At 66.3% G+C, this 26,173-nt stretch carries 22 protein-coding genes and 3 pseudogenes; 7 read left to right on the top strand and 18 right to left on the bottom strand.

What is annotated here, in order from left to right; translation table 11 throughout:
• Positions 1 to 75: 75 nt before the first annotated feature.
• Positions 76 to 480 (bottom strand): hypothetical protein, encoded by a 405-nt coding sequence (locus E1218_RS23050; protein ID WP_202866145.1) that lies wholly within the window; start codon positions 478 to 480, stop codon positions 76 to 78.
• Between the two features lie 94 nt (positions 481 to 574).
• Positions 575 to 1,808, bottom strand: a pseudogene (locus E1218_RS23045) (IS110 family RNA-guided transposase).
• A gap of 313 nt (positions 1,809 to 2,121) precedes the next feature.
• On the opposite strand from E1218_RS23045, the gene E1218_RS23040 reads away from it, so the two are divergent.
• Positions 2,122 to 2,394, top strand: a complete 273-nt coding sequence (locus E1218_RS23040) for a hypothetical protein (RefSeq protein ID WP_132323487.1) — start codon at positions 2,122 to 2,124, stop codon at positions 2,392 to 2,394.
• A gap of 471 nt (positions 2,395 to 2,865) precedes the next feature.
• Here the strand turns inward: E1218_RS23040 and E1218_RS23035 are convergent, their stop codons facing one another.
• From E1218_RS23035 to nadA, 12 genes and pseudogenes are all read right to left on the bottom strand, one after another.
• Complete coding sequence (locus tag E1218_RS23035) at positions 2,866 to 4,317, bottom strand: sulfatase-like hydrolase/transferase (RefSeq protein ID WP_132323485.1); 1,452 nt, start codon at positions 4,315 to 4,317, stop codon at positions 2,866 to 2,868.
• A complete protein-coding gene (locus E1218_RS23030) occupies positions 4,314 to 5,219 on the bottom strand; it encodes a carbohydrate ABC transporter permease (protein ID WP_132323483.1) in 906 nt (301 codons plus the stop codon). The genes E1218_RS23035 and E1218_RS23030 overlap by 4 nt, the downstream gene beginning before the upstream one ends.
• On the bottom strand, positions 5,216 to 6,256 hold the full coding sequence (locus E1218_RS23025) for a carbohydrate ABC transporter permease (RefSeq protein ID WP_233712400.1): 1,041 nt from the start codon (positions 6,254 to 6,256) through the stop codon (positions 5,216 to 5,218). The genes E1218_RS23030 and E1218_RS23025 overlap by 4 nt, the downstream gene beginning before the upstream one ends.
• A gap of 2 nt (positions 6,257 to 6,258) precedes the next feature.
• A complete protein-coding gene (locus E1218_RS23020) occupies positions 6,259 to 7,161 on the bottom strand; it encodes a glycoside hydrolase family 43 protein (RefSeq protein ID WP_132323481.1) in 903 nt (300 codons plus the stop codon).
• On the bottom strand, positions 7,158 to 9,188 hold the full coding sequence (locus tag E1218_RS23015) for a hypothetical protein (RefSeq protein ID WP_132323479.1): 2,031 nt from the start codon (positions 9,186 to 9,188) through the stop codon (positions 7,158 to 7,160). Before E1218_RS23015 ends, E1218_RS23020 begins: the two co-directional genes overlap by 4 nt.
• Before the next feature lie 49 nt (positions 9,189 to 9,237).
• A complete protein-coding gene (locus E1218_RS23010; protein WP_267900321.1) occupies positions 9,238 to 10,680 on the bottom strand; it encodes a sulfatase-like hydrolase/transferase in 1,443 nt (480 codons plus the stop codon).
• A 63-nt stretch (positions 10,681 to 10,743) separates the two neighbouring features.
• Entirely contained in the window at positions 10,744 to 12,192 is a 1,449-nt protein-coding gene (locus E1218_RS23005) for an ABC transporter substrate-binding protein (RefSeq protein WP_132323475.1), read from the bottom strand.
• 182 nt (positions 12,193 to 12,374) lie between these two features.
• Positions 12,375 to 13,379 (bottom strand): LacI family DNA-binding transcriptional regulator, encoded by a 1,005-nt coding sequence (locus tag E1218_RS23000; RefSeq protein WP_132323473.1) that lies wholly within the window; start codon positions 13,377 to 13,379, stop codon positions 12,375 to 12,377.
• An 883-nt stretch (positions 13,380 to 14,262) separates the two neighbouring features.
• Positions 14,263 to 14,946 (bottom strand): VOC family protein, encoded by a 684-nt coding sequence (locus E1218_RS22990; RefSeq protein ID WP_325052856.1) that lies wholly within the window; start codon positions 14,944 to 14,946, stop codon positions 14,263 to 14,265.
• Between the two features lie 327 nt (positions 14,947 to 15,273).
• A complete protein-coding gene (locus E1218_RS22985; RefSeq protein WP_132323467.1) occupies positions 15,274 to 15,567 on the bottom strand; it encodes a DUF1330 domain-containing protein in 294 nt (97 codons plus the stop codon).
• A 264-nt stretch (positions 15,568 to 15,831) separates the two neighbouring features.
• Positions 15,832 to 15,924: pseudogene (locus tag E1218_RS38245) on the bottom strand (hypothetical protein); the annotation flags it as partial.
• 23 nt (positions 15,925 to 15,947) lie between these two features.
• On the bottom strand, positions 15,948 to 16,928 hold the full coding sequence (gene nadA / locus E1218_RS22975) for a quinolinate synthase NadA (protein ID WP_132323465.1): 981 nt from the start codon (positions 16,926 to 16,928) through the stop codon (positions 15,948 to 15,950).
• Between nadA and E1218_RS22970 the strand changes: the two genes are divergently transcribed.
• Complete coding sequence (locus E1218_RS22970; RefSeq protein ID WP_233712401.1) at positions 16,909 to 17,703, top strand: NUDIX hydrolase; 795 nt, start codon at positions 16,909 to 16,911, stop codon at positions 17,701 to 17,703. The two genes, nadA and E1218_RS22970, sit on opposite strands and share 20 nt — an antisense overlap.
• Before the next feature lie 63 nt (positions 17,704 to 17,766).
• On the opposite strand, the pseudogene E1218_RS22965 reads toward E1218_RS22970, so the two are convergent.
• Positions 17,767 to 18,525, bottom strand: a pseudogene (locus E1218_RS22965) (nicotinate-nucleotide diphosphorylase); the annotation flags it as partial.
• A gap of 631 nt (positions 18,526 to 19,156) precedes the next feature.
• Between E1218_RS22965 and E1218_RS22960 the strand changes: the two are divergent.
• The 3 genes from E1218_RS22960 to E1218_RS36205 all read left to right on the top strand — a co-directional run bounded on the left by E1218_RS22960 (position 19,157) and on the right by E1218_RS36205 (position 20,019).
• On the top strand, positions 19,157 to 19,378 hold the full coding sequence (locus E1218_RS22960) for a hypothetical protein (RefSeq protein ID WP_132323463.1): 222 nt from the start codon (positions 19,157 to 19,159) through the stop codon (positions 19,376 to 19,378).
• Position 19,379: 1 nt separating this feature from the next.
• The gene (locus tag E1218_RS22955; RefSeq protein WP_132323461.1) at positions 19,380 to 19,724 is read left to right on the top strand and encodes a DUF1036 domain-containing protein; all 345 of its coding nucleotides are present in this window, start codon (positions 19,380 to 19,382) and stop codon (positions 19,722 to 19,724) included.
• A 124-nt stretch (positions 19,725 to 19,848) separates the two neighbouring features.
• On the top strand, positions 19,849 to 20,019 hold the full coding sequence (locus E1218_RS36205; protein WP_165949380.1) for a hypothetical protein: 171 nt from the start codon (positions 19,849 to 19,851) through the stop codon (positions 20,017 to 20,019).
• Positions 20,020 to 20,123: 104 nt separating this feature from the next.
• Here E1218_RS36205 and E1218_RS22950 read toward each other — a convergent pair whose 3' ends face one another.
• Positions 20,124 to 21,239, bottom strand: a complete 1,116-nt coding sequence (locus E1218_RS22950; protein ID WP_165949379.1) for an FAD-dependent monooxygenase — start codon at positions 21,237 to 21,239, stop codon at positions 20,124 to 20,126.
• 127 nt (positions 21,240 to 21,366) lie between these two features.
• On the opposite strand from E1218_RS22950, the gene E1218_RS22945 reads away from it, so the two are divergent.
• Together E1218_RS22945 and E1218_RS22940 are read left to right on the top strand one after the other, a co-directional pair.
• Positions 21,367 to 22,350 carry a helix-turn-helix domain-containing protein gene (locus E1218_RS22945; protein WP_165949378.1) on the top strand — a complete coding sequence of 328 codons (984 nt, stop codon included), beginning with the start codon at positions 21,367 to 21,369 and terminating at the stop codon, positions 22,348 to 22,350.
• 129 nt (positions 22,351 to 22,479) lie between these two features.
• On the top strand, positions 22,480 to 23,052 hold the full coding sequence (locus E1218_RS22940; RefSeq protein WP_233712398.1) for a GNAT family N-acetyltransferase: 573 nt from the start codon (positions 22,480 to 22,482) through the stop codon (positions 23,050 to 23,052).
• A 163-nt stretch (positions 23,053 to 23,215) separates the two neighbouring features.
• Here E1218_RS22940 and E1218_RS22935 read toward each other — a convergent pair whose 3' ends face one another.
• Together E1218_RS22935 and E1218_RS22930 are read right to left on the bottom strand one after the other, a co-directional pair.
• The gene (locus E1218_RS22935; protein WP_132323444.1) at positions 23,216 to 24,292 is read right to left on the bottom strand and encodes a spore photoproduct lyase family protein; all 1,077 of its coding nucleotides are present in this window, start codon (positions 24,290 to 24,292) and stop codon (positions 23,216 to 23,218) included.
• An 882-nt stretch (positions 24,293 to 25,174) separates the two neighbouring features.
• Positions 25,175 to 25,906 (bottom strand): phosphotransferase enzyme family protein, encoded by a 732-nt coding sequence (locus E1218_RS22930; protein WP_132323442.1) that lies wholly within the window; start codon positions 25,904 to 25,906, stop codon positions 25,175 to 25,177.
• Between the last annotated feature and the right edge of the window lie 267 nt (positions 25,907 to 26,173).

Here is a 26,173-nt window from a genome sequence, read left to right as displayed (position 1 = left end):
CAGCCATGGAGGAGGCCGGAGCGCCGGTTGCGGCGGGGCCACTGTGGATGTGCTCTTGTCGTGGTCGGGTCCCGCTCAGACGAGGACGCGCCACTCTGGCCAATCCGGGGGTGCCGGCGAGGTTAGCGCGTCTAGCATCACGTGCTCAATCTGTTCGGGGGGCAGCGGCTGCTCGTTAGTGGTTCCGCGAATGGTCGCAAACCACGTTGTCTCGCCGTCGGTCAAGAGCACATTCACGGGGCCACGTCGGTCCGCGATGGCGACGAGCGTGCCCCAAGACCGGTGTATGAAGATCCGTTGGGCGCGCCCTGGGCGCAACTCGCGCAGCCATCTTTGAACGGTATCGCGGTCGGTGAGTGCAACCGACTCCGACTGAATTCTGAACAGGCCAGGCCCGGTGTCGGTGTCGCGCATAGCCACATCGTTCGGCCGACCCTTGGACAGGACAAGGCGATCGAACAGCCATCCCAGCCAGCCCATCTCAGTCCTCCTTCGCCTCGACCGAGGCCGTCATCCTTCCACGGCGAACGCTCCATGCGGCGTGTGGCGTCTGTGAGACAAAGGCGTTGGAGGGTCAGGCTGCGGTGGGCATGGCGCGGTGTGCCCAGCCGGCATCGGGGTCGTAGCGAGTCCGGGTTTTAGGCAGCCGTGGAGGATGCCGACGAGCCGGTTGGCGAGTTGGCGCAGGGTGGCGTGGTGGCCGAGGCCGCCAGCGCGGAGCTGATCGTAGTAGGCGCGGACATAGCGGTCGCGCAGGATCGCGGCGCCGGCCTGCAGGTCGAGGGCGTTGACGAGCCGGTCATTGTGGATGAACGGGGCGTGCACCGCTTTCATCTTTCCCGATTGCCGGGTGATGGGTGCGGTGCCGGCGTAGTTCTTGCGGGCCTTCGCGTCGGCGTAACGGCCCGGGGCGTCACCGAACTCTGCGAGCACCCGGGCGCCGAGGATCGGTCCGGGGCCGGGCGGGCTGCGGTAGATCTCAACATCCGGGTGCAGGCCAAAATAGGCCTCGACCTCGTTTTCCAAGCCGGCGATCTCGGTGTTCAGGGTCTGCAAGATCGCCACGCCCGAGCAAACCGTGGCCGCGTAGGCACCGGCCATGATGTCGGACTGGCCGAGCTGTTCGGTGCGCAGCGCGGCCCGGACCGCGGCGGCCCGACCGGGCACATCCCCACGCCGGCCGGCCATCTTCAACGCCGCAGTGATCTGGGCGGTCGTGAGTTTCGCTGCGGCCGCAGGGGTGGGTGCCTTGGCCAGTAACGCCAGCACATCAGGACCCGTCAGCGTCAACGTGCCCAGCTGGTAGGCGACCAACGCGGCCGGGAAATAGTCCAGCAGCGCCGCGCGGATCCGCAGCATGTGCCGGGTCCGTTCCTGGATCAACGTCTGATGCGCCCGGGTGAGGACCTTGATCCCGGCGGCCAGGTCGGAGTCAGCCTCGATAGGGCGCAACTGGTGACGTCTGGTGCGGGCCAGGTCGGCCAGGGTGTGTGCGTCGGTCTTGTCGTCCTTGGCGCCCGACAACGACACCACCTCGCGATGCCTGGCGGCCAGTTTCGGGTTCACCCCGAACACCACGTACCCCGCCGCGATCAGCGCCCGCACCCACGGACCACGATCGGTCTCGATCCCGACCAAGACTGCTCGGGCCCGCTGTCATCAGCCAAGAACTCCGCCACCAGCTCATCGAGTTTCACGATCCCCGCGATGCCCTCGTTCACCCGTCGACGAGCCAGCACCCGCCCCTGGTCGTCTTGGACCTCGAGGTCATGGTGGCCTTCGGCCCAGTCGTCGCCAACGAACAACACTGTGAAGTTCTCCCGTCACGCACTCGATGAGTGTCAGCAGCCTGCGGAAGACCTCGGCGCCCTAATGGATCACTGCTCACGCCACCAAAGGCAGCAGGCACGACACCCCACCAGCCGTTCACATCTCCCGACCACCAACAAGGGCACGCTCTGATATCAGGACTCGAAGGTCCACGGGGACAGAGTGCTCACTTGAGCGGCTACAGGCACCGAGTCTGCCAGCGACCGACCCGATAACACCCATTAGGGGGACGGGGCAAGTGTCGGTGTCGAACAATCGAGGCTGAGCACCCGGCCATGCCAAGATCGCCGCATGGATTCAGTTGCAACCGCTGCCCGGCTCGAATGGTGGGCGAACAGCTCGACCTGCCTGGCTGCATTCGAGGTCTCCGTGACGATTTCGGTCGGGGACCATGGGTGGGAAGCAACCGGAGAACTCGCGCGGATCGAGGAAGGCGACGATCTGACGTTCTTCTGTGATTTAGGTGACGCCTTCGACCTCTGCTTTCCAGACGAGAGCACGGTCGCCGTCACTGTGACAGCTCTGACGCCAACCGGAAGCTTCGCGCTGACGGGGGCTCAGTGACACCGAGGCGATCCCGTCGCCGTGCCCTCCACGTGCCCTAACAGGTGGTCGATGGCGGTCACTTACGGGGTGCTGCGGGTATCGGTTTCGGGCGTGGAGCCTCAGCCGCGCGGACGGTCGGCCGCACTTCCAAACTGGCTATGTCCGGGAGTGGTGCCTCCGGACGGCCCGGAACAGCCGTCAACGACCCGCGACCAGTGAGCATGTTCGGCGCTCGGGATCGCGGGCCGTCGGCTGTCTCCGCCTGTGGTGACGGACTCGTAATGAGAAGGGCGTCGGTTCGGTTGTAGGAGGCGGCTCCATCCGAGCAGCAACGGACCCAGGTCAGCGGTCCTCGGCCTACCTTATATTTGCCGAGGGCACAGCACAGATTTGATCGTGCTCAGGCCGCCATTTCCTATGTGCCAGATTTGGGGGTGACCCGTCGTCAAGGTCGGCGCTAGCCCGTCTTGCTGCGACAGCGCAGGTCCGTCACCAGTTCCCCTCTCTTGGCGGACTCCTGTCCTCGGTGGCGACCAAGACGTCGAGCAGTTTCTCCTGCATTGCCAGCCGCAGTGGTGTGTGCTGTGGGTCATCCCAAAGGTTGGTCAGTTCGTCGGGGTCGTCAACCAGGTCGTACAGCTCGCCGGTGCGGTCCCGGCTGGTAACAGGGGCGCCGTGGTGGACGACGACCTTCCATCTGTCGTGCCGCAGCATCGTGGTGTACACGCCAGGTTCGTACGGGTGGCTGGAGTTGCGGTGTTCTGATAGCGCCCAGTCGCGGAAGTCGGCGCCGTCGGCCGCGATTTGGCCGGCGATGAGCGGTAGGAGGCTCTGTCCCTGGGCGCGGCCCATCGGGGGGAGGCCGGCGGCATCCATGAAGGTCGGTGCGAGGTCGATCCACTGCACCAGTTCCTCGGGTCTGCTGCCGGGCTCGATCACGCCGGGCCACCGGATGACCAACGGCACCCGGACAGCACAGTCGAACATCATCGGGCCCTTGAGCATCAACTGGTGGTCGCCGAGCATCTCGCCGTGGTCGCTGGTGAACACCACGATCGTGTTGTCGGTGAGCTCCTGCTCGTCCAGTACGTCGAGGATCCGGCCGATCTCGTCGTCGACGAAGGTCACCATGGCGTAGTACGCCGCCTTGGCGGCCAGGATCTCGTCGGCCGTGTACTCGACGAAGCCCTTCTCCGAGCCGGCGTACGACCTTCTCGAGGCCTCGGCGTAGATCGCCGGCTTGCCGGCCAGATCCTCGGCAGACCCGATCGGGGCCTTGAGCGCGCCGGCGTCGTACCGGTTCAGGTATTCCTGCGGCGCCCCGAACGGGTGGTGCGGGTCGAAGAAGTTCGCCACGAAGAAGAACGGCCTGGCGGCATCGCGTCCGGTGCGCAGGTAGCCGATCGTCTCCTCCGCGACCCACCGGGTGAAGTGCGCCTCGGTCGGCAGGTCCCCGAACGTGACCGGAGAGCCCGGATCCATCGCCGCGGAATACAAGGAGGGAAAGCGCTCCTCGAGCGACCGGTGGTACTGGTTCCCGGGCGAGGCGTGGCCGGGGTCGTGCGCCCAGCGGAAGATCCGGAAACCGTCATCGTGCCGCTGCTCGGTGCGATCATCGATGCAGGCGGCCAGGTGGAGCTTGCCTGCCAGGCCGCAATCGTAGCCGGCGTCGGCGAGGTCACGGGTGAACATCCGCTCGGTGGACGGAAGGCTGACGCCGTTGGCCCACAGTCCGTGCGAGTGCACGTAGCGGGCCGTCATCAGGCTGGCCCGGGACGGCGCGCAGACCGGGTTCTGCACGTAGCACTGGTTGAACAGCGCACCCTGTGCGGCCAGCCGGTCCAGGTTGGGCGTCATGATCTCATCGTTGCCGTAGGCGCCGAGCGCGTCGAAGCGTTGCTGGTCGGTGCACAGCAGCAAGATGTTCGGACGAGAGGTCACGACTTCACCGCCCCGGCGACGCCCTCGACGAAGTAGCGCTGTAGTAGTGCGAACAGCAGCACGACCGGCAGGAGCGAGATCACTGCGGCAGCGGCCATCCCCGACCAGTCGACCGAGTTCTCGCCGACGAATGCCAGCATGCCGACGCTCAAGGTGCGCAAGTCTGGCCGGCTGAAGCTGAACACGAGCGGCAGGAAGAACGCGTTCCAGGTCGCCAGGAACGTCATCAAGGTGACGGTCGCGGTGACCGGGATCGCCAGCGGCAGCATCACCCGGAAGAACAACGACAAGAAGCCGGCACCGTCAATGACCGCGGCTTCCTCGAGCTCACGCGGCACCTGCCGGAAGTAGCCCATGTACAACAGGATCGCCGCCACGTGCGCGCCGCCGCTTAGGGCGATGATCATCCCTGCCAGGGAGTTCAGCAGACCCAACCGCTGCGAGATGTCGATCACGGGGATGATCGTGTAGCCGGTCGGCACGAACAAGGTGACCACCAGGATCGTCAGCGCCACCCTGCGCCCGGCGAAGCGGTACCTGGCCAGCACGTAGCCGGCCATCGCGCAGCGGACGACCACGATCACCACCGTACTGACGGTGACGATCACCGTGTTGACCAGGTACTTCCCGAATCCGGCCTCGCCCCACGCGCGTTGGTAGTTCTCCCAGATCGGCTTGTCCGGCAGTAGTCCCAGCCCGGAGGCGAAGACCTCGAGCTGGTCCTTGAGCGAGGCCGAAACCATCCACAGGAAGGGATAGATCCAGAGGAAGGCCGCACCGGAGAGGAAGACGGCGACGATCCAGTACGGCAGGCGGCTCAGCACCCACCCGACCGTCCAGCGGTTGCGGTTGCGCCGTCGAACTCGCCGCACCTGCGGGGGCGCTGCGGTAGTGGTGTTCATCGCATTCCTCCCGATTTCCGGGCGGCACGGATGCCGACCAACTGGAGCAGGCCGAGCAGGCAGACGAAGAGGCCGAACAGAACCGCGGCGGCCGAGGCGAAGCCCAGCTGCGGAACGGTCGCGGCGAAGGCCCAGCGGTAGATGTAGATCTCGACTACCTCGGTGGAGAAGGATGGCCCGCCGTTGGTCATGGTCAGCATCAGGTCGAACACCTTCAGCGTCGCCTCCAGGGTCAGTAGCGTGATGATGATCGTGAACGGCTTCAGCAACGGCGCGATGATGTGCCGCACCATCGCCGACGGTCCGGCACCATCGATCTGTGCGGCTTCGTAGACGTCGTCGGGGATCGTCTGCAGCGCGGCCAGCCAGTAGATCAGCGTCACACCGAACCATTTCCACACATAGACGGCGACCACTGTCCACAAGGCAGACGACGAGTGGCCAAGGAAGCTGACTCCCTCGTCGACCAGGCCGAGTTGCAGCAGCAGCCGGTTGACTGGTCCGTCTGCGGGATCGAAGACGAACTGCATCACGACACCGACGATCGCGGTTGTGGTCACCACCGGAAGGAAAAACGCCGTCCGGAACAGGTTTCGCAGCGGCAGCTTGGGCGAGTTCAGCAACAGTGCCACTAGCAACGACAGCACCACCTTGACCGGAACCGCCACCACAGTGAACAACGCCGTGACCTTGAACGAGTTCCAGAACAACGGATCGGCCAGCACTTCACGGTAGTTCCGCAGCCCGACCCAGGTCTTGGACTCCTCGAACCCGTTCCACTCGACGAACGAGAACCAGTAGCTGGCGAAGATCGGATAGACCGTGTAGACGCCGTACAAGACGATGGTGGGGGCGAGGAAGATCCAGACCCACACCGTGCTCCAGATAGGTCGTCGCTTCCTGCGCGATCGGTCGTCGTCCGGGTGCGCGACGACGGTATCGCTGCGCTCGACGACTGCGGTCATACTAGGGCTCCGAATCCTTGGCCAACGAGGTTGTGCAACTACGAGTTGATGAGTGAACTGGCGGCCGATCACGGCTAAGGCGAGCTCGGGACGGAGGCCGACGGCCCGTGACAGACCGGCCTGCCGGCCTGCCAGGCCACTTCGGTGACCCACATCGCGCGGCCGTGCTGGTGGGCGCGGACGTCGTCCGGACGCCAGGCGTGGTGGACCATCCAGGTCTTGTCGTCGTGCTCGACGACAACGCAGTGACCGGGGCCGGCCGCGACATCGTTGCTGCGCAGCACCGGTTCTGTTGCCGGTTTACGACAGGGGCCGAGCGGGGTCTCGCAGAGCGCGTGGCCGACCGCGTAACGCTCCGAACCGACCGCGTTGCCGCTGTAGAACAGGTGGAGTCCGTCCGGCCGCCGAAGCAGGTACGGCGCCTCGACGACAGAGCCTTCCCACGGCTGGTCGTGCGTCATCAGGCGAACCGGACTGCCGCGCAGCGCCGTACCCGACTCCGTCAGTTCCTGGGCGTAGATCCAGCAGTCGCGGCCGACCGCGTTGCCGTCGTTCTTCCACAGCAAGTACCGGCGCCCGTCGCTGTCCGTGTAGGGGCTGGCGTCGATCGAACCGCCCGCGTCGGACTGGTAGATCAGGGGCTCCGTCCAGTGATCGTGGTACGGGCCCTGCGGCTGGGAAGCGACCGCTCGCCCGATCGCTTGCAGATCCGACCCCGCCACTCGAGCGGTGTAGTACAGCACGTACTGGTCGGCATGCACGGTCACCTCGGGAGCCCACGTCCGGCCGGCGACGGCCCACCGCCCTGGATTCGGCAGGCCGTCACCGACCGGTGTCCATCGCACCAGGTCGTCCGAGCGAAGTACCTGGACATTCCCCAGTGCGCCATTGGTCGCGAACGCCCACCAGCAACCAGCCGCGCGAAGTACCGCTGGATCGGCGAAGTCCGCGGCGTAGACCGGGTTCGCGAAACTCATGCGCCCGGCCGGAGAGTGAGCACGGTGACGGAGGCGGCCGGGAACGTGTAGGAGAAGGTTTGGTTCTTCTGAACAGTGCTGTTCGTGAGACCGACCGAGTCATCTCCCGGTGCGTCCGGGCCAGTACCGTCGTTGTAGCTGTCGAAAGCGTTCCCCTTGACCGTAGCGACCTCCACTGTGCCGCTGTGCGTGAAACCACTCGGCGCCACCTGTGCGAGCTGGGCGTTGTTCGGCCGCCGGTTGACCACCACGATCCGCAGTGCCCCGTCGGCGCCCAGCGAGGCACCCGTGACCAGGATCGGGTACTCGCCCTTGCTCTCGACCACGTTGACCGGGTTGTTCAGGATCTCGCTCGCGACCCAGCGGGACCCGGTGGAGTAGAACGGCTTCATCGCCTGCCGCGTGTACGCCTCGGCACTGAACACGTAGCCGAAGTTCGCGCCGCCCAGCATGCTGCGCAGCTCGTCGTCGCCGGCGACCAGGGTGTTGCCTTCGATCAGGCGGACGTCGCGGCGGGTGTGATGAATGAACTGGGACGCCATGTACAGGGCGTGCGTCATGCTGGCCGCGTACCGCGGGAAATTGTCGCCGGGATCCGGCGTGACGCCACCGGCGAACCATAGGGCGCCCATCTCGGAGACAGTCGTGTACGCCGCCCTGCCATCCGCTCCAGGAAGCGAGTGGGCGTCCACGTCCTGCTTCAGCGTGCGCACCATCGTCGCCGCCCAGGCGTCGCCCAGCATGTGATCGTTATGCCCGTCCAGCGGGCCGACCCACGCATCCGCCAGGCCGAAGTCACGACGGAAGTTGGTGTACGGATGGATCGCCACGCAGTCGTAGCCGTCGGCCGAACCCCTGGTCGCCATCGCCTCGGCAAAGCTCGGCTGATTCACCTGGGCCGGGTCGGTGTTGCGTGCGAAGACCGGGGCCCAGGTCGAGCAGACGTTGATCTCGGTACCGATCTGCGCCGCGGTGCTCTTCATCGCGTCATACATCGCGACGAAGCCGTCGTGCCTGAACGTGTACGACGCGGTGACGGCCTCGCCCATCACCGGGATCGCGCCGTGGATACCGTCGCCGAAGGTCACAGTGCCGTTGTCCCGGTCCAGGCCGTAGACCTGGTCGGTGGGACCGGCAGTGCCGAGATCAGCGGTCTCGGTCCAGGTGGCAGATCCGACCTTGACGGTTGGTGACGTGCCGGGCTTGATCAGCCCGTAGAGGAAGTAGAACTGTTGTCCGGCGGTTCCGTTCGAGGAAGTCTGGGAGAAGTCGCAGTCACGACCCAACGCGACGTTGTCCTGCGCAAGCTCCGCGCCGTCGATGTAGCGGGCGAGCCGGCCCGTCAGCGGACCTCCATCGGGCCCCAACCAGTACCCCTGCCCGTTGCGGTCCGGCTCGTTGCCGATCTCCCAGTGCTCGACGCCGAACGGCTCGCTGTACCCGTGGCCGGCCCGGACATCTGCCCACGCGATGCCACCGTCCGGGTTGGTGCCCACGGCGGCGTTCATGTACTCGACCCAGGCGGCCGCGTCGGCCGGTGACTCGTTCGCGATCGGCACCATGATGTGCTTCTCGGCCCCGACGGAGTCGGCCAGCTGGGAGAACTCGGCCGGGCCGTAGTCGTTGTCGGTGGCTGCTTCGTGGTGCGGAACGTTGCCGATCATCTGACAGCCACGCTGGGCAGGGTCGCCGATAGCGCGCTTCCAGTTGAACAGGCCGGCCGGCGTCCCGCCGGGAAACCGCAGTACGCCGACGCCCGCCTGGGTCGCCTTGGCGGCGGTGTCCGGTCTCGGCGCGTCCGTGGTGTCATCCCACAACCCGTGCGCGTCGTCGTACCAGTGGTCCTGGTTCACACCGAGCTGTGCCGGGCCGAGGTCGAACTTGAGGTTCGACACATCGACTGTGATCGTCGGATCGACCAGCGCGCGGTTCGGACTCGCCGGTGCCGCGGCACCGACGACCGGAACCATGACCAGGGCGACGGCCCCTGCCATCACCTTTCCGGTGGTGGAGACTTTGCGGTGCATGTGGATGCCCCTCTCTGTCGGAACGGGCGGGTTCAACACAGTTGTGCGGTCACCACGGGGCTTCGCGTACGGGCGAACGGTCCTCCAGTTGGACCCGGACGTCGGCGAGCATGGCCAGCATGTCCGCCTTGCTTGCCAGGTGATCGGCGGAATGCCAGAGATTGACGAGTTCGTCAGGGTCGGCGGACAGGTCGTACAGCTCCCCGTCACGAGTGCTGGTCGACGCCGGGTGACCGTGCCACTGGACCAGTTTCAAGTCTCCTGACCGCAGCATCGTGGTGCAGACCGCCGGCTCGTCGGAGCGGTTCGAGTCGCGGTACTCGACGTACCCCCAGTCCCGTCCGGATTCGTCACCGCGGATCACGGCAAGCAGGTCCTGGCCGTGGGCTGCCGGCAACGGCTCAGTGCCCGCCGCGGCGCCGATCGTGACGCCGACGTCGTGGAGCCCGGCGACCGCCGAACTCCGCCGACCGGCCGGAAGGGTGCCGGGCCAGCGCATGATCAGCGGTACCCGGACCGCGCCCTCGTAGGCCATCGGTCCCTTCAGCAGCAGGCCGTGGTCGCCGAGCATCTCGCCGTGGTCGCTGGTGAAGATCACCAGGGTGTTCTCCGCCAGGCCGGCTCCGTCGAGGGCTGCCAGGATCTCGCCGACCTTGTCGTCGACCATCGTCACCATCGCGTAGTACGCGCGGCGGAAGTGGTTGATCTCCGCGGCTCGGTCGGCGCCGAAACCGGTGTCGTGCAGCTGATAGCCGCGCCGGCTCATCTCCGCCTGCACCGAAGGTTTGCCGGCCAGTTCCTCGGGACCGCCCACCGGCGGCGGAACCGATCCCGGTGGGTACCGATCCAGGTACTCGCGCGGGGCCGCGAAGGGATGGTGCGGGTCGTAGAAGTTGGCCCAGAGAAAGAACGGCTGCCCGGCGTCCTGCGTGCGCAAGAACTCTTTCGCCTCCTCCGCCACCCAGGTGCTGTAGTGCGCAGGGGTCTCGGTGCAGTCGATGTCGCGAGGACCGCTGTCGGGGTGGTCTGCACCCGGATGATCGACCTGTTCCCGGACCTTCTCCCAGACCCTCGGATGGTTGGTCTCGAGCCAGCGGTGGTAGGCGTTGTCGGGTGATCCGTGCCTCGGGTCGTGCGCCCACTTGCGGAAGCTGTCGAACCCGTCGTCGATCTCGGCCTCCTCAATGCCACGGAAGCATCTCGACAGATGCCGCTTACCGATCAGGCCGCAGCGGTAGCCGTCGTCGGCGAGCCTGCGCGACACGAGTGGCTGATCAGGAAGTGTCACCCCGTTGCACCACAGCCGATGCGCGTGCGGGTATTTGCCGGTCAGTACCGAGGCTCGAGCAGGCGCACAGACCGGGCTCGTGGTGTAGCAGGTCTCGAACGTCGTTCCCTGGTCGGCGAGCAGTTGCAGGTGCGGTGTCCTGACGTGGCTGTTGCCGTACGCCGACAGGACGTCGTAGCGGTGCTGATCGGTCATGATGAGCAAGATGTTCGGGCGTGAGGTCGTCAAGGTTTCCGCCGTCTCAATAGGGGGACTGGGAGGGCTTGGTCAGCGCGCCTCGTACATCGCCGCGGTGTAGTCGGCGCCAGGCTTCCAGTTCGGGAACGTCCAGTCGTCGGCGCTGACCTGGGCTCCCTTTGCTGCGGCTGCCTTGATCGCCTTCTCCCGGTCGGCCATCGACTGGCCGGACAACTTGGCCAGCGCGGCCCGGTAGTCGGTGATCTCTCCACTCATCACGCCACGGAAGATGTCTCCGAGGTCGGCCGCCGGTGCCTTCATCAGGGCGTTGACCTTGGCGACGTCGGGATTGCCGACCACCGCGGAGGGTGCGGTGAAGGTGTGCTTGGCGTATTGGGCGCAGAGTTCCTTGTAGAGGGGATGGGTTGCCTCGGACCTCGAGACCGCGGTGAGATCGCGCGGGGGTTGGTCCATCGCCGCGGCGAGCCCGGCGTAGTACTCAGGCGTGGTGAACGAACCCAGCAGCTTGTTCGCCGCCGCGGCGACTGTGGACGACTTCGCCAAGTAGAGCGCCCCAGGCGCAGTGGGCCGGTAGACCTGAGGCGATCCCGCCGCGTCGCCGCTCATCAGGCCGGCCAGCCCCATCCCGTCGAGTGCCTTCGGGAAGTCCCGCTTGACCGAGCCGACCTGGTACGGACCGTCGAAGAAGAAGATGCCGGAGTTCGCGGCCCAGCGCCCGCGGGCCTGGATCGCGTTGCTCGACGTCGCCCCGGCGAACATCAGCTTGTCCTTGCGAAGGCTGTCGAAGAGCTCGAAAACCTGCAAATAGGCGTCGTCGGTGTACCGGATCTCGCCGGTGCGGAAGTCCAGTCCCTCGGAACCCTGGAAGCCGGCGGCCTGGGCGAGTGCGTTGAGGACCAGGAAGTAGGGGTTCTTAGCGTTCAGTCCGGCAACCCAGCCGGAGACGCCGTCGCCGGCCTTCCTCGCCCGACCGCAGACGGTCCGGAACTCGTCGAAAGTCTTCGGCGGCGTCGCTCCGACCTTGTCGAGCAGTTCGGTGCGGAACCACAGCGCGGCGTTGTGCCACCGGTTGCTGAACAGCGGGAACGAGTACAGCTTGCCGTCGAAGCGGTGGATGCCGTCGACCAGGTCGTCCTCGTCGAACCGGGCCAGGACCTCGTCGGCCAGGTCGAGGGGCTGGAACCAGCCGCCGTCGATCAGTACCGGGAGCGGCGTGGCCAGGTTCGCGGTGGTGTGTACGTCGGGTTGCTGGTTACTCTGCTTCGCCAACTGCAGCGCCTGGCCGTACTTGGCCAGCTGGTAGAACGTGTACTTCGTCGGGATACCGCCAGGTGCTGCGGAGAAGTCCTGCAAGGTCTTGGCGTGCAGGTCCTGCAGAGCGTTGAAGTTGTCCCACCAGGTCAATGTGCCGGCCGACTGACCGGTCTTGGGGGACGAGCTCGAGCAGCTGGTCGCTGCCAGGCCCAGCATGCCGACGGCACTGGTGGACAGAAACCGTCGTCGGGTCCAGGCATCCATCGGAATCCTCCTCGACTCACACCGGTAAACGTTGTATCCGATGCGGGTAAACGTTGTATTTTTCGATCGGGGCACGGAGACATCCTTGCCAGGGACCGGCGGCAGTGCGCGCTCCGCGGGTTCTGGGGGTAGTTTTTACATCGTCGTACGCAACGTTGTAAAGGCCTCGGCCGCGATGGGGCTCAGCCGCCGGTGCTCTCCCGCGCGATAAGCCGGAAGCCGGCCATCTCGCGACGCGGTGCGGCATCGTCGCCACCGATCCGGTTCAGCAACATCGCAATGGCCCGTTCGGCGATCATCAACTTGTCCGGCGAAACGGTCGACAGGCTTGGGCTGAACAGCCGGCCCGCGTCGACGTCGTCGATGCCGATCACGGCGGCATCGTCGGGAATCTTGACCCCGGCGGCCACCAGCCTGCGCATGACGCCGAGTGCGAACTCGTCGTTGAAGCAGAACAGCGCGTCCAGGTCCGCCCGCTCGCTCAGCAACTGCTGGGCGGCCTCGCCGGCGTCGTCCGCGCGATGCCCGCGGCCCATCATCCGCACCAGGCCGGCGTCGTACTCCAGGCCGGCCTCGGCCAGGGCCGCCCGGTAGCCGGCGATCCGGCGCCGCGCCATGTCGTCGCTGCTCACCGAAGCCTCGAACCCGACGACGCCGATCCGCCGCCGCCCGCCGTCGAGCAGGTGCCGGGTTGCGGTGAAGGCCACCTCGTAACTGTCGATCGAGATATTGTCGCCGGCGGCGATATCCCGCTCGCCGAGCAGCACCAGCGGAGTGCGGTCGCGTCGATCCACCAGATCCTCGTTGCTCAGCCCATGCGGGCACAGGATCAACCCATCGACTAACTGCATCCCGAAACCGTCGAGCACCAGGCGTTCACGGCTACGACTGCCGCGCGTGCTGTCGACCAAGACGGTCAGGCCCTGCCGTTCCGCAGCCTCTACGATGAGGTCGGCCAGCTCGGCGAAGTACGGGTTCCGCAACGAGGGAACGCCCAGCGCGACCAAGCCGGTCCGCCCCCTGCGCAAGTTGCGGGCCGCGACGTTGGGCCGATAGTCGAGTTCGGCGACCGCGCGCTCGACCCGCTCCCGGAGCGCGGGTGAGACCCGGGAGATTCCGTTGACGACGTTCGACGCTGTCTTGATGGACACCCCGGCTGCGGCGGCCACCTCCCTCAGCGTCACCATCGTGTCCGTCCCCTCTCTCACCCCTCAGCCGTCCGTAGCCGGGTCCTGTCACAGCGTGCTACGAAACGTAGATTCCTTGAAGCTTATATCGCTGTAAAGCACAGTCGGCCAGCGCACTTGACCAACCGTCTTCGCCCGCGGTCAGGTCCGGTCTCCGTCCCAGCAGCGCGCGACGTGCATCGAACTAGGCCAGAGGCCGGCCGTCGAGTAGCGGACGATCAATCGGAGCGGCCGCGCTGCCTCGTCGGCCGCGGCCGTGGTGCAGGACGTGGTGCGAACCCCTGGAATTCATGGTGCAATGCGAGTGCGGTGCGGGCGTTCGTGTTGCTAGCAGCGCTGTTAGAGGGCGAATGCGACGCTGAGCGTCCTCATCGTAAAGAGAAGGTCGTCGGTTCGATTCCGACAGGCGGCTCCACCAGAACCTTCAGGTCAAGGCCAGGTTCCTGACCTTGGAATCCCCTCCAGAAGCCGCGTGGCATGGTTCGTGGCACGAACCGCCCTACGATGCCTGACATGGCCAAGGGGATTGCGGAGAAGAAGCGCCAGCCAGGTAATGATGAGGCGCTGCCGTCGAGGTCCGTCAGGATGCGGGTTTACGCAGGAGTAGATCCGGTCACGAACACCGCGAGGTATCTGCCTGAGACTGTGCCACCCGGCCCGGACCAGAAGAGAGAGGTCGAGCGAAGCAGAAGGTGCGCGCTGTCGACGACTACTGAACGACGCGCCGGTGACGGGCATGCGGCGGTCGGATGCGTTCAGTAGATCCGTGTCATGACTTAGTTGTCGAATGGTGAGTCAGTCTGGGGTTCGCCTGGGATGGGGGTTGGTACGGCTCTAGGCGGATGCCGGACCGGCGCGCGTGCTGGAGTCGGTGACTTGAGACTCAGGCTGGGTGAAGGCCGAATTCATTGCTGTCTGGGTCGGCCATTTCGACGCGGTCAGCCCGGTCGGCAAGACGGGTCGCACCGAGTGAGACCAGTCGTTCCGCCTCGCTGGTGAGGTCCGCGGTGACCAGGTCGAAGCGCTGCCGGTTCCTTGCGTTCTTGGGGTGGGTCGGCGATTCGCTCCATGAGTCCCATGAGATCTTGGTGCCGCCGAGCGGCGACTGGACCGCGGTCTGCCCGTTGTTGTCCAACACCAGCGGCCAGCCCAGCGCGTCGCGCCAGAATAGGCCGACGTCTCGTGTTCCGTCACAGGTGACCTCGCCGAGGTAGCCGGTGCCGGCCAGATAGTTGTTGCCCGGCTCGATCACACACAGCTCGTTGCCGCCAGGGTCGGCCAGTACGACGAAGTTGTCGTCGGGTCCTTGGCCCACGTCGATGTGGCGGCCGCCCAGGCGCAGCGCTGTCTCGACAGTTCGCTGCTGGTGTTCAAGGCTGGTGCTGGTCAGGTGCAGATGCAACCGTCGCGGGCCAACCTGCAAGGTGTCGGAGGTGACGAAACGGAGCCCGACCTGTGTCTTGTCACCTGGTACCAACGCGCCGCCGGGCTCCGTGAGGACCTCTCGGTCGAGCAGCCCGGCCCAGAAGGCCGCCACCGCGGTCGCGTCGGCCACGTCGAAGACCACTGCTTCCAGTCGTAGAACCACCTCCACACCCTAGGGACGGGCTCGTGGCCTTGGCGACTGGTTTGCGAAGAGATCGAATAGGGCTGCCCCGATTCCCGAGGTGAGATCTCGAGCGGCTGAGACGCTCTCGGCTATGTCGCGGCGCCGCCGACCAGGTGTGCGCGCGCTCGTAACGAGCTGTTGCGCCTAGGCGAGCGGTGCGGCGACGGGGCTCCCCGGGAACATATGCATCATGTTCCGGCGAGCCGGACCAACGTCACGATCGTCAACTGTCTGTCCTCAAGATTCCCGACAGAGTCCTTCAGCGAAGATCCGACTGGACCTCGGTCAGTCGATGCCTTCGACGATGCGGAAGTCGCGCTCGACGCCGTCGGAGAGGGCGACCAGCGCCTCCTGGTAGGCCGCACTCTCGTGCGCCGCGACGGCCTGCTCGAAGCTGTCGAACTCGACCACGACGGTGCGCTCGGCGATTCCGGCGTCATGCGCCACGACCCGACCGCCACGGACGAGGGTCCGCCCGCCCGCGGGACGGACGGCCAGACCGGCCAGCGTGTTGTAAGCAGCCAGCTTCTCAGGGTCTGAAATGGTGCGGTAAACGCTGACCCAGTAGCCCTTGGGCATGGAACCTCCAGTGTTGGGATAAGTGCATCTGACTTGCAGGTTGGACTCGGACGAGCGTCGGCGGGCGACAGCGAGGCTTGTCAGCGTCGTGATCGCCATGGCGCCGATGCAGACCAGCGCCGCGGTGGTGTAGGCACTGTCGTCGGGAAAGATGTGGCCGGGGCCGGTGCTCGCGGCGTGACTTTGCCGGCGACGAATCTCGGTGTCGTGGGCATGGTCGAGCCGTCGTCGTCGCCGTACGCGGCGGCGATCCCACCCTTGTGCCCACGGTGTATTCCCGAAACGGCACTGACGACGAGTACGTCCGGGTCGCCGCCAGGCCAGCGCGGCGGACAGGCCGGCCGCACCGCTGCCGATGACGACGACGTCGGCGGATCATCTCACCGAGCACCACCGGGTCTGCCGATGGCAACCATCCGCTCGACCGACTGCCGGGCACGTTCGGCCACGTCGAGAGGCACCTGGACCTCGTCGTGGCCCTCGCGGAGGCACCGCAGCACCAGCTCGGGCGTGATCATCTTCATGAAGCGGCACGAGGCCTTCGGGTTCACCGGCCGGAAAGTCGTGTGCTGGTTGACCTTGCGCAACTGATGAAGCATGCCGATCTCCGTCGCGATCAGCGCCGTCTTCGCCGTCATGTCGCGGGCGGCGCCGAGCATCCCGGAGGTGGAGAGGATCCGGGTCCGGTCCGCAGGCAGGTCACCGACGCCGGCGAGCCAGATCGCCGAGGACGCGCAGCCGCACTCCGGATGCACCAGAACCTCCGCCGCCGGATCGGCCTCGACCTGAGCCCGCAGATCGGCTGCACTGATCCCGGCGTGGACATGGCACTCACCCATCCAGACGTGGATGTTGTCGCGCCCGGTCTGCCGTCGCACATGGTTGCCGAGGAACTGGTCGGGCAGGAACAGGATCGGCTGGTCCGGTGGGATCGACTCCACGACGGCCACAGCGTTCGACGACGTGCAGCACACGTCGGCTTCCGCCTTGACCGCGGCGCTGGTGTTGACATAGGCAACCACCGCGGCCCCGGGATGCTCGGCCTTCCAGCTCCGCAGCTGATCGGCGTCGATCGTGTCGGCCAGCGAACATCCGGCCTGGTCCGTGGGGATCAGCACGGTCTTGTCCGGACTGAGCAGCTTCGCCGTCTCGGCCATGAAGTGCACGCCGCAGAAGACGATCGTCGATGCATCGGTAATGGCGGCGATCCGCGACAGTTCGAGCGAGTCGCCGACGTGATCGGCCACATCCTGGATCGCGGGGTCCTGATAGTTGTGGGCGAGGATGACCGCGTCCCGCTCGCGGGCCAGGCGTCGCACCTCTTCCGGCCAGGTCGCCGCAGTGCCCTGGGCAACGAACATTGCCTGTTCCCTTCCTTCAGCCAGTTTTCGCCTGATAGGCGATAACTGGTGTGACGATACCATCGGCGACATGCCCGTGACCAAGAAAAGTGATCCGGTCAACATCCCCAGCTATCCGCACGAGGTGCTCGCCGTGGTGCTCTCCGTCCGTGACGGCAACCTGTGCGTTCTGCTGTGGCGGCGCGGACAGAGCCCGTTCCGGTATCGCTGGGCGCTGCCCGGGGGTGGCGTGCGGCCCACGGAACGGCTCCGGGAGGCGATCACCGGTCATCTCGCGGCGAAGGTCGATGTCCGTGATGTCGCCCATCTGGAGCAGTTGGCCACCCACAGTGCGATCGATCGCGATCCGCGGACGCGGGTCCTCGCGACCGCGTACCTCGGGCTGGTTCCGTCCGACGTGCGGCCGAATCTGCCGGCCGACACGGCCTGGCGCCGGGTGGACGAGTTGCCGCGTACGGCGTTCGACCACCACTACTTCATCGACGCCGCCGTTGGGCGGCTGCGGGCGAAGCTGTCCTACACGAACATCGGGTTCGCTCTGGCTCCGGCTGAGTTCACCATCGCCGAGTTGCGCGACCTGTTCAGCGCCGCCTTGGGCTATGAGCTCAGCGCGACCAATCTGACCCGGGTTCTGACCCGGCGACAGGTGATCGGCCCGACCGATCGCACCGCCCGGCCCGGACAGTCCGGTGGGCGCCCCGCCACGGTCTACAAGTTCGTGGCCCGCGAATTGACGGTGACCGACCCGTTCGCCGTGCTGCGCCCACCCCGATGATCCGGCTCGTGGCCGCACAGTATTCTCCTGATGCCCGGACGGGCTGATCGGCAGGCTGGTGTCGAGCGCCGCCGCCGAGTGCGTCAGTGCGCCGACGGACACGGCATCGACGCCGCTGGCGGCGATGCTTGCGACCGTCTTGAGACTTATGGTGCCCGAGGCCTCGAGCCGGCAGCCAGACCCGGATGCGTCACGCTGCTCGACCACTGACCTCATGACGTCGTTGGACATGTTGTCCAGCATGATCTAGTCGACCTGGCCATCCATTGCCTCGTAGGCCTCGGCCAAGGTGGTGACTTCGACCTCGACGGCCAGGTGGTTCTCCTTCGGCAGCACCATGGCCCTTGGGTCGAGTCTGTGGTTGGTTCCACCGCCGCAGGTCATTGCGTACTCGTCGAGAGCCCGGAGACCTGGCGCTGTCTTGCGGGTATCGAGGAGTTTGACGTCGTGGTTGCCGATGGCGGTCACGAACGCGGAGGTCAGCGTGGCGATGCCCGACATCCGCTGGACGAAGTCCAACGCCGCCCGCTCGCCGGTGATGATCGAGCGCGCCGGTCCGCTGATCCACGCCAGCGCCTGCCCTGGGCGAACCTGGTCGCCGTCGGCGACCGCCGGTCGCACCGTGACGGAAGGGTCGATCGCGTCGTACACGCCTTCTGCCAGTGGTAGGCCCGCCACTCGTCCTGCCTGCTTCGCGATCATCGCGGCCTCGACGTGCACGTGCGACGGGACGCTCCATTGTGTGGTCACGTCGTCATCTGCGTGATCCTCCGACAGTGCGGTGCGGACGGCGGCACGGATGGTGTGGATCGCCAGGTGCATGAGTTCGTCTTCCTGCTCTCGATACAGCTAGTTTTCGCCCTATAGGCGATGACCCCCGGTACGGTGCCACGGCGGCAGGGCCGTGCGGCGACTGATGTGGTCGAACACGGCCTCGTCAGCAAGGCCTGCGCCTGGAGGAGGTGGGCATTGCGCGATCTGGCCGGAACCGAGTGGGAGCACTACCTGGTTGTGAGCGAAGAGCGGTCCCGGTGAGGCGTTAGTTCGGGTCCCGCGGTCTGATCGTGGGTACCCCCGCACCGAGAACGGGATGAGGAACCAGCCCGGCGACGAAGGTCGTCAGCCCGAAGCCGTAGCCCGCGCCGTGCGGCGTCTGCGCGTACCGGGTGATGACGCGGGCAGGAGGTACATGCCGACGATCATGGCGACGTCCCGGCGACCTCCGGTATATGCACGAACGGGACTGCGCGTCGAGGTCTTGACAACGGGTGGTGACGAGGTGGGCGCCTAAGCTTCGATGCGCACCGGTTGCAACGACGTCGACGCGGATCAGCGGCGGGCCTGCTGTCGCTTGCGCTCCGGCGCGACTCCGGCCATGACAGGGTTGAGAGACCGCGAGCGCCGGTCCTACACTCGAAGTTGCTAGGGGTTCCCCCACGGATGGAGATCTCGCATGTCAGACGAAAACGATCTCTACCGGAGCCTCGATGCCGACGAGATCGAAGCCCTCGGACCTATGCCGGCTAACGAAGGCGTGAGCCCTACCACCGACCGTGACGGCCGCACGCCCGGCCTCACCGCCGATGTCCACTCCCCGGGGGTCGTCCAGCAGTCGTCGGACTATGCCGACGACGACCCGTTCCCGCCGCCCCGCAGCCTGACCGCGGAGGACTGACGTGGCTGTCTACGTGCGAAACGACGGGAACGCGCGCATCTACTTCGCGCTCGCGTATCACTACCCGAACTGTCCTGACGGTGAGAACTGGGCGAAGAAGGGTTGGTGGCAGATCCCGCCGGGCGGCACTGTCACCGTGCGCGGCGGCGCCTCCAATGGAGCCAGATACTTCTGGTACGGCGAGACCGACACCGGTCTTCAGTGGGCCGGTGACCTGTTCACCTGGCTGCCCACGACCGTGTTCGACTGGTGTTGGCCGACATCGAGCTCGAACGCATCGCTGCGGGGGATGCGACGGCTCGACGTGCCGTGGTCGAGCGTGAACCACACCCTCGTCCTCCGCTGACACGCTCGCCGAAGGACGGACCTCAGATGCGCCGGTCAGGCGTCGGGTTGCGTGCCTGCGACTTTCGGGAAGCACCGAATTCGACACCGCCGAAGGCAACGCTCTGATCCAGGTCTACGCCGGGGTGCTGGCCGAGCTCGTCCAGGCGTGCGGAGGCATCGCACTGGGCGTACACGCGGTGTCCGACAGGTTAGGTCCCGCAGCGTTCGACGCCGACGGCATGCACCTGACACGTGTGGCTTATCAGGAGCTGGCGCCGGATATCGCCGACGCGATCGAAGCGAGCACCCAGTGAGACCCCAATGGCATGATCCGTGCAGCGCGGGTGCCCCTGGACGCCTTCCGGCAATCTGGGAGTGCCGTGTGCGCGGGGACGACCCCTGCGTCTGTGCTGCGGTGTCAGGCCGGGTCGGTTAGAGGTCGGTAGCGGTCGTAGAAGGCTCTTGTGCCGCGCTCCTGTAGGCCGTGATTGCGGACGTCGACTGGGAGCTGTATGAGGTTGGTCAGCGCGAGACTTTGCTGGCGCACCCAGTTGATGCGTGGGGCGCGACGAGCGACGAATGTGTCGAGTGCGGTGGCGATGTTGTCGGCGCGCCGCAGCTGGTTGCCGAGTGCGAGGGCGTCCTCGATCGCCATGCAGCCGCCCTGTCCCATCATGGGCGGCATCGCGTGCGCGGCATCGCCGATGAGGACCAGTCGGCCATTGCGCCATGCGACGTTGGGCAGCCATTCGATCGGGGAGCAGTGGATGTCCTGATCATCTGCGATCGCGGTGAGATAGTCGCGCACCGGTGCGCCGAAATCGGCGAAGGCCTCGCCGAGCCGCTGTCTGCGACCGGCCGTCGGGTCGCGGAAGCGGGCGCCGGTGATGTTCCCGAAGCCATAGGTGAGGCCGGCGCCGACTGGGCACAATCCGAAGAAGCGGTCGCGACCCAGCCATAACTGCACCGCGTGGGGCGACGCGGACGTGACCGGTGCAATGCTGCGCCAGACCATCTGGCCGCCGTACACCGGGCGACAGTGGTCGATGCCGGAGTGACGCATGGCGGAGTTGATCCCGTCAGCTCCGATCACGAGGTCATAGTCCACGACGGTCGCGTCGTCGAAGGTCACCGACACCTGACCGTTCTGCTGCCGGACCGAGGTTGCCGATCGGCGGCGTTCGCTCGGCGCATGGTCCAGCAGCGCGTTGTGCAGCCGGCTGCGTGTGATGCCGACGAACGGAGCAAGGCCGCCCCAAAGGTCGTCAAGGTCGATGTCGCAGAGGAGGGATCCTTGCTGGTCGCGGTACTCGAACCGGTGAATCGCGGCGCCGGCCTCTTCGACGGCCGCGCCGACGCCGAGGTCGTACAGCGCGCGCATCGCGTTCGGCTGCACCGCCAATCCGGCACCAAGTGGGCTTCGTCCAGGATCACGCTCGACGAGCTCGACTTGCCAGGGGCCGCCACGCAGCGCAACCGCCAGGCTACGTCCGGCGATCCCGCCACCGACAATGAGGACCCGCTTGACAGTCATAGACGCAACGCTATGAATGGATTTGCTTGAACGCTCGGACCGGAGCGAACACTCAGCAGGACTATCGTGAACAGGACGACACCGCATGGCCCGCAGAAGGTCGTCGTGGTGGGAACGAGGAGCGGCGATGGCCGAGTCGCCTTGCGTGGTGCCAGCAGTGCGGTTCACGACCCGGGACATCCCGGTGTCGGTACGTCGCCGCGCGCTGAGCGAGCTACGCGAGCAGGGCCTGCTGCCATTGGAGCCGATCGCGCGCCATCCACCTCGCGTCGACCTGGTCAAGTGGCACCTGCCTGGGGCCCGCATCTTGTCCGGATCATTCGCCGGGGTGCGTCAGGGCGGCGAGTCCCACCGAACCACCGTGGACGACGACATCTTCTTCGGCATCAACCTCTCCGGTGACAGTCTCGTCGACTGGCGCGGACACGAGATCAGCCTCCGCGCCGGTCAAGCCATCGCGGTCGACGCGGACGCCGGCCCCTTTACCGTGTTACGTCCCGGCCCTGCGCGCATGATCGGCGTACGCCTGCCTCGTGGAAGTATTCCGGTCGAGTCAGCAGGCGCAAGAACCGCTCCGCTGCGGCTCCTGCCCGCCGACACGGCCGTGCTGCGGCTGCTCACCAGCTACGTCCGCGGCGCCCTGTCCGGCCCGGTGCTGTCCACTGCGCTTGCTGAAATCGTCGTGCTCCACCTGACTGATCTCATCGGACACAGCCTCGAACCCCACCAGCTCTCACCGCCGGCGAACAGACCTAGCGTTCGTGCGGCTCGGCTGATGGCGATCAAGAGCGACATCGATCGTCGTCTCACCGACCCTGCGCTCAGCCCTATTACCGTCGCCGCCCGCCACGGCATATCCACCCGCTATCTCCACAAGCTGTTCGAGGACGAAACGACAACCTACAGCCGGTATGTCCTCGACCGGCGCCTCGCCATCGCGCACCGAACGCTACGCGACCCCCGAAACGCCGGTCAGACCATCAGCTCGATAGCGCACGACGTCGGCTTCGGCGACCTGGCCTACTTCAACCGCGCCTTCCGCCGGCGCTTCCACATCACACCTTCCGAACTCCGCCGCCGAGGCGTCGGCGAAGCCGGTTCCTCCCCCTGACAGCTCCTCGAGCCACTAGAGAAATCCGCGCGGCGCCCCGCCGCCAGCCGGCCCAGCCAGATGCTCGGGAGGTCAGCTGACGCCTAGTTCATCCGGCTGCGCACCATCGCGCTGGCATACTGCCAGGTTGTGAAGACAACGTTGCTCGTTCGCCCTTTGAGTGATGAGACCTGGCCCGCTTTCGCTGCGTTGGTCGAGGCGAACAACGGGGTGTGGGGCGGTTGCTGGTGTATGGGCTTCCACGTGAAACTCAAGGGCCGCACCGCTGAGCAGAACCGAAGCGAGAAAGAGCAGCGGGTGCACGACGGCACCACACATAATGCGTTGGTGTTCGACGGTGACAGCTGCGTCGGCTGGTGCCAGTTCGGCGCGCCCAAGGACCTGCCCGAGGTGAAGAGCAAACGCCTGTACGAGAAAGGGCTGACGTCGCTGCCCGATTGGCGCATCACCTGCTTCTTCACCGGTAAGGGGCATCGCGGTCAAGGCATCGCCACTATCGCGCTGGCCGGTGCCCTGGAGCAGATCGCGCAGTACGGCGGTGGTGTCGTCGAAGGCTATCCCGAGGAGACCGACGACCGTAAGGTCGCCGGTTCGTTTCTCCATACCGGCCCTATGGCGGCCTTCGAACATCACGGCTTCACCCGTACCCGTCCGATCTCTCCTCACCGCTGGGTCGTGACGCGGACCGTCGCCCCGGCCTGAACAGGGCTCACTGGGTCTCCTGCGCAGGAGCTCTTGCGTGTGGTGCGGGTGGACCTTTGAGCAAAAGCGCTGGTAGAGAGCAGGTGCGACGGCGTACCTCGTCCTCGTAGTGAGAAGGTCGTCGGTCCGATTCGGGCAGCCGGCCACCTGAAGGAGGGAAGCGTCAGAACGCGTAGCGGATGCGGCAGTAGGGGAGCTTGGTGGCAAGCAGTTCGGTGAACTGTCCGAGGTAGCTCCGCTTGGTGGTGGAGCGGTACCGGACGTTCGGCTGACCGCTCTGGCTTCGCTTGCGCTCTTGCAACTCCGGACGCCACAGCACCTCCTCGGCACGCGGATGCCACCCCAGGTTCACCTCGTGCAGTCCCTCGTTGTGGGTGAGGAAGACGATCTCGCAGGCCAGTTGGCGTTTGCTGGAGTCTGTCAGCGCGCCATCGATCTGGTCGAAAAGCGTCGTCCAGTCGTCGAGCCATCCGTCGTGAACGATCACCGGGCTGAAGTTGAGGTGCACCTCGTACCCAGCCGCTACGAAGTCGTTGACGGCGGCGATGCGCTCGGGGATCGGCGTGGTGCGCAGGTCGACCAGTTTGCTCATGCCGTGCGGCATGAGCGAGAACCGGACCCGGGTGCCACCGCGAGGCTCGTAGTCGAGCAGATCACGGTTGACGTACTTCGTGGCGAAGGATGCCTTGGCGTTCGGCAGCCTGCCGAACAGCTCGACCAGGTCACGTACGTTCGCCGAGACCATCGCGTCGACGGAGCAGTCGCCGTTCTCGCCGATGTCGTACACCCAGTCGACCGGGTCGCACTGGTTGGGCTTCGTCTTGGTGCCCTGACGGCCGGCGTGGCGTTCGAGGTAACCGAGGATCTGCTCGATGTTGACGAAGGTGGTGATCGGGTTGGCGAAACCCTTCCGCCGTGGCACGTAGCAGTAGGAGCAGGCCATCGCGCAGCCGTTCGACGTCGAGGGCGCGATGAAGTCACTGGACCGTCCGTTCGGCCTCGCGGTCAGGCTCTTCTTCACACCCAGCACCAGGACGTCACGCTTGTTCCGGACCCAGTCGCGGACGTTGCCCTCGTTGCCGTAGAGGCCCGGGATGTTGTTGTGCGACGGCACCTCGATGCGCTGCGCACTGGGGAAACGGTCGAGGATCTGCACAGCTCGCGGGTGTCGGTCGATCTCCGGCTCGTGGTAGATCGTGGTCACGCGCAGGAGCCGCTCGGCAGGGGTGCTGGGAGGCATATCTGTTACAACCACCGGAGACTCGCGGCTGTTCCCCCGAAGCTGATCTCACGAGGGTCGCTCAACGGGACCGTGGTACGCCGTATCCCTCCGTGACGACTGGGCCCCGCAGTCGCGGCAGTGCCGTCCACAAGGCGTTCGACTCGAACCTTGTCATCACGCCCGCCGGACGCCTCGACGCGACACGACAGCGTCGAGCGGTTCGGAGCAACGCGGCTACCCCGAGTGCGCGAGGAGTCGCGCTTCGATCGTACGACGAGATCCGGCGACTGCCGGAGGCCAGCCGGACCTGACGCAGCGGTGGTTCGGACCGGTCCGCGGAACGGAACCACTTGCCCTGCATGCCGAGATGCACATGTACGGAGTCACCGTTGGACAGGCGAAGGAGCAGGTGCGCGTCGTGGTCGTCCACCAGTTCCAGTACGGCGCCGTCGCTGCCGTAGCTTGTCGATGAACCGTCCCCGCGGCGACGATGCGCGCAGCTGCTGTCCCGTCAGCTCGCCAAGGTCGACTTCGTCTCCCTGGACGGCTCGACTGGCGGATCAGCGGCGAGGCGCGTCAATGCACCCTCAGCGGCAACCGGACTAAGCCGCGAGGGTCATGCGCGGCGCACTCCGGGCGCCTCAGCCGGTGGCCGTCTGCGGTCGCTCGTAGCGAGCGGGCAGCGGATTCAGGCGCGTCGCGATTCACGCAGCCCTGTCGGCCGTCGTTCCAGCTGGGGACGCGGACGCCGGCCCGTTCACCGTGCTACGTCCCGGCCCTGCGCGCAAAATCGGCGTACGTCTGCCTCGTGGGGTGGTTCCTGGCACGAGGCGCCTGGCGTGTGCCACCTGGCCACGAATGATGGCGAGAGGAAGTGGGTGGGCGCTTCTGGAGACGTTGTCAGATCGGTCGGACTTCGGTGAGGCGTTTGAGTGCGTAGTCGTCGTCCCAGCAGACGGCGGCTTCCCAGGCGGCTGACGCTTGTGCGGCGATGTCGTACGTGGCGTCGTCGAGGTCGGCGGCGTTGTCGGGCAGCACGAGGTCGAGGTCGGGGACGTCGACGTGCGACTCGTCCCAGTCGATCAGCGCGACCTGGGTCGCGGTCATGCGGACGTTGCCGGCGGTGGGGTTGCCGTGGACGACGCAGGTCTGACGTCCGGTGAGCCGCGCCCACGCTGCTCGGCATCGGGCAACGCTCTCGGGCGGCATCGCGGTGAGGTCGACCTTGGTCCCGGTGTCCGCGTGCAGGAGGTCGGTCGAGGATCGCCAGCCGGGGCGTTGCGGCCAGCCCTGCGTCAAGCGATGTAGCTCGCGGAGTGTGTCAGCCACACGACGCCAGTCGGACTGCGTCTCGGGCGGTCCACCAGGCAGGTAGGTCATCACCACGAGACCGTTGACGAACAGCCGGCCGTCCGTCGTTGGGATCGGCACTGGCACGGTCAGACCTTCTCGGTCGAGGTGCTGGATGAGCTCGGTCTCCCAGGCGAGATCCGCGTCGCTCCGGGTGCCGAGACGACCGACCGCGAGGCGCCCGTCGACGCGCACGCTCCATACGTCGTTGGCGACTCCGCCGGTGAGCGGTTCGATGCGGGCGGCGTCTTCACCCCAATGCCTGAGTGCTTCCCATCCCATCGGCCTCATGTTAGAGGGTTCCGAAGCTCCTCTCGGCAAAGGCATCTGGTCGATCCAAACCAAGCGAGAGCCGCGACCTCGGGTGGCCGAGCTGCATGGCATGGCTCGTGGCCCGAAACGACGGACTGGGGGTGCGCCCCGACGCAGCCCGGCGAGCTCCTTCGTCGACGTTCCCGGCTCCATCGCCGTCGGTGTCCTGGGGTGCCTCCGAGCTTCTCGGCGGCGTTCCTCGGTTTTGCCGCTGGTGGCTTGTGCATGGTGCTCAAC

The sequence above is a fragment of the Kribbella turkmenica genome (assembly GCF_004348725.1).
GTDB classification, from domain to species: Bacteria; Actinomycetota; Actinomycetes; order Propionibacteriales; family Kribbellaceae; genus Kribbella; species Kribbella turkmenica.
The sequence above is the reverse complement of the archived record's forward strand: the minus strand, read 5'-3'. Positions and strand labels throughout refer to the sequence as shown.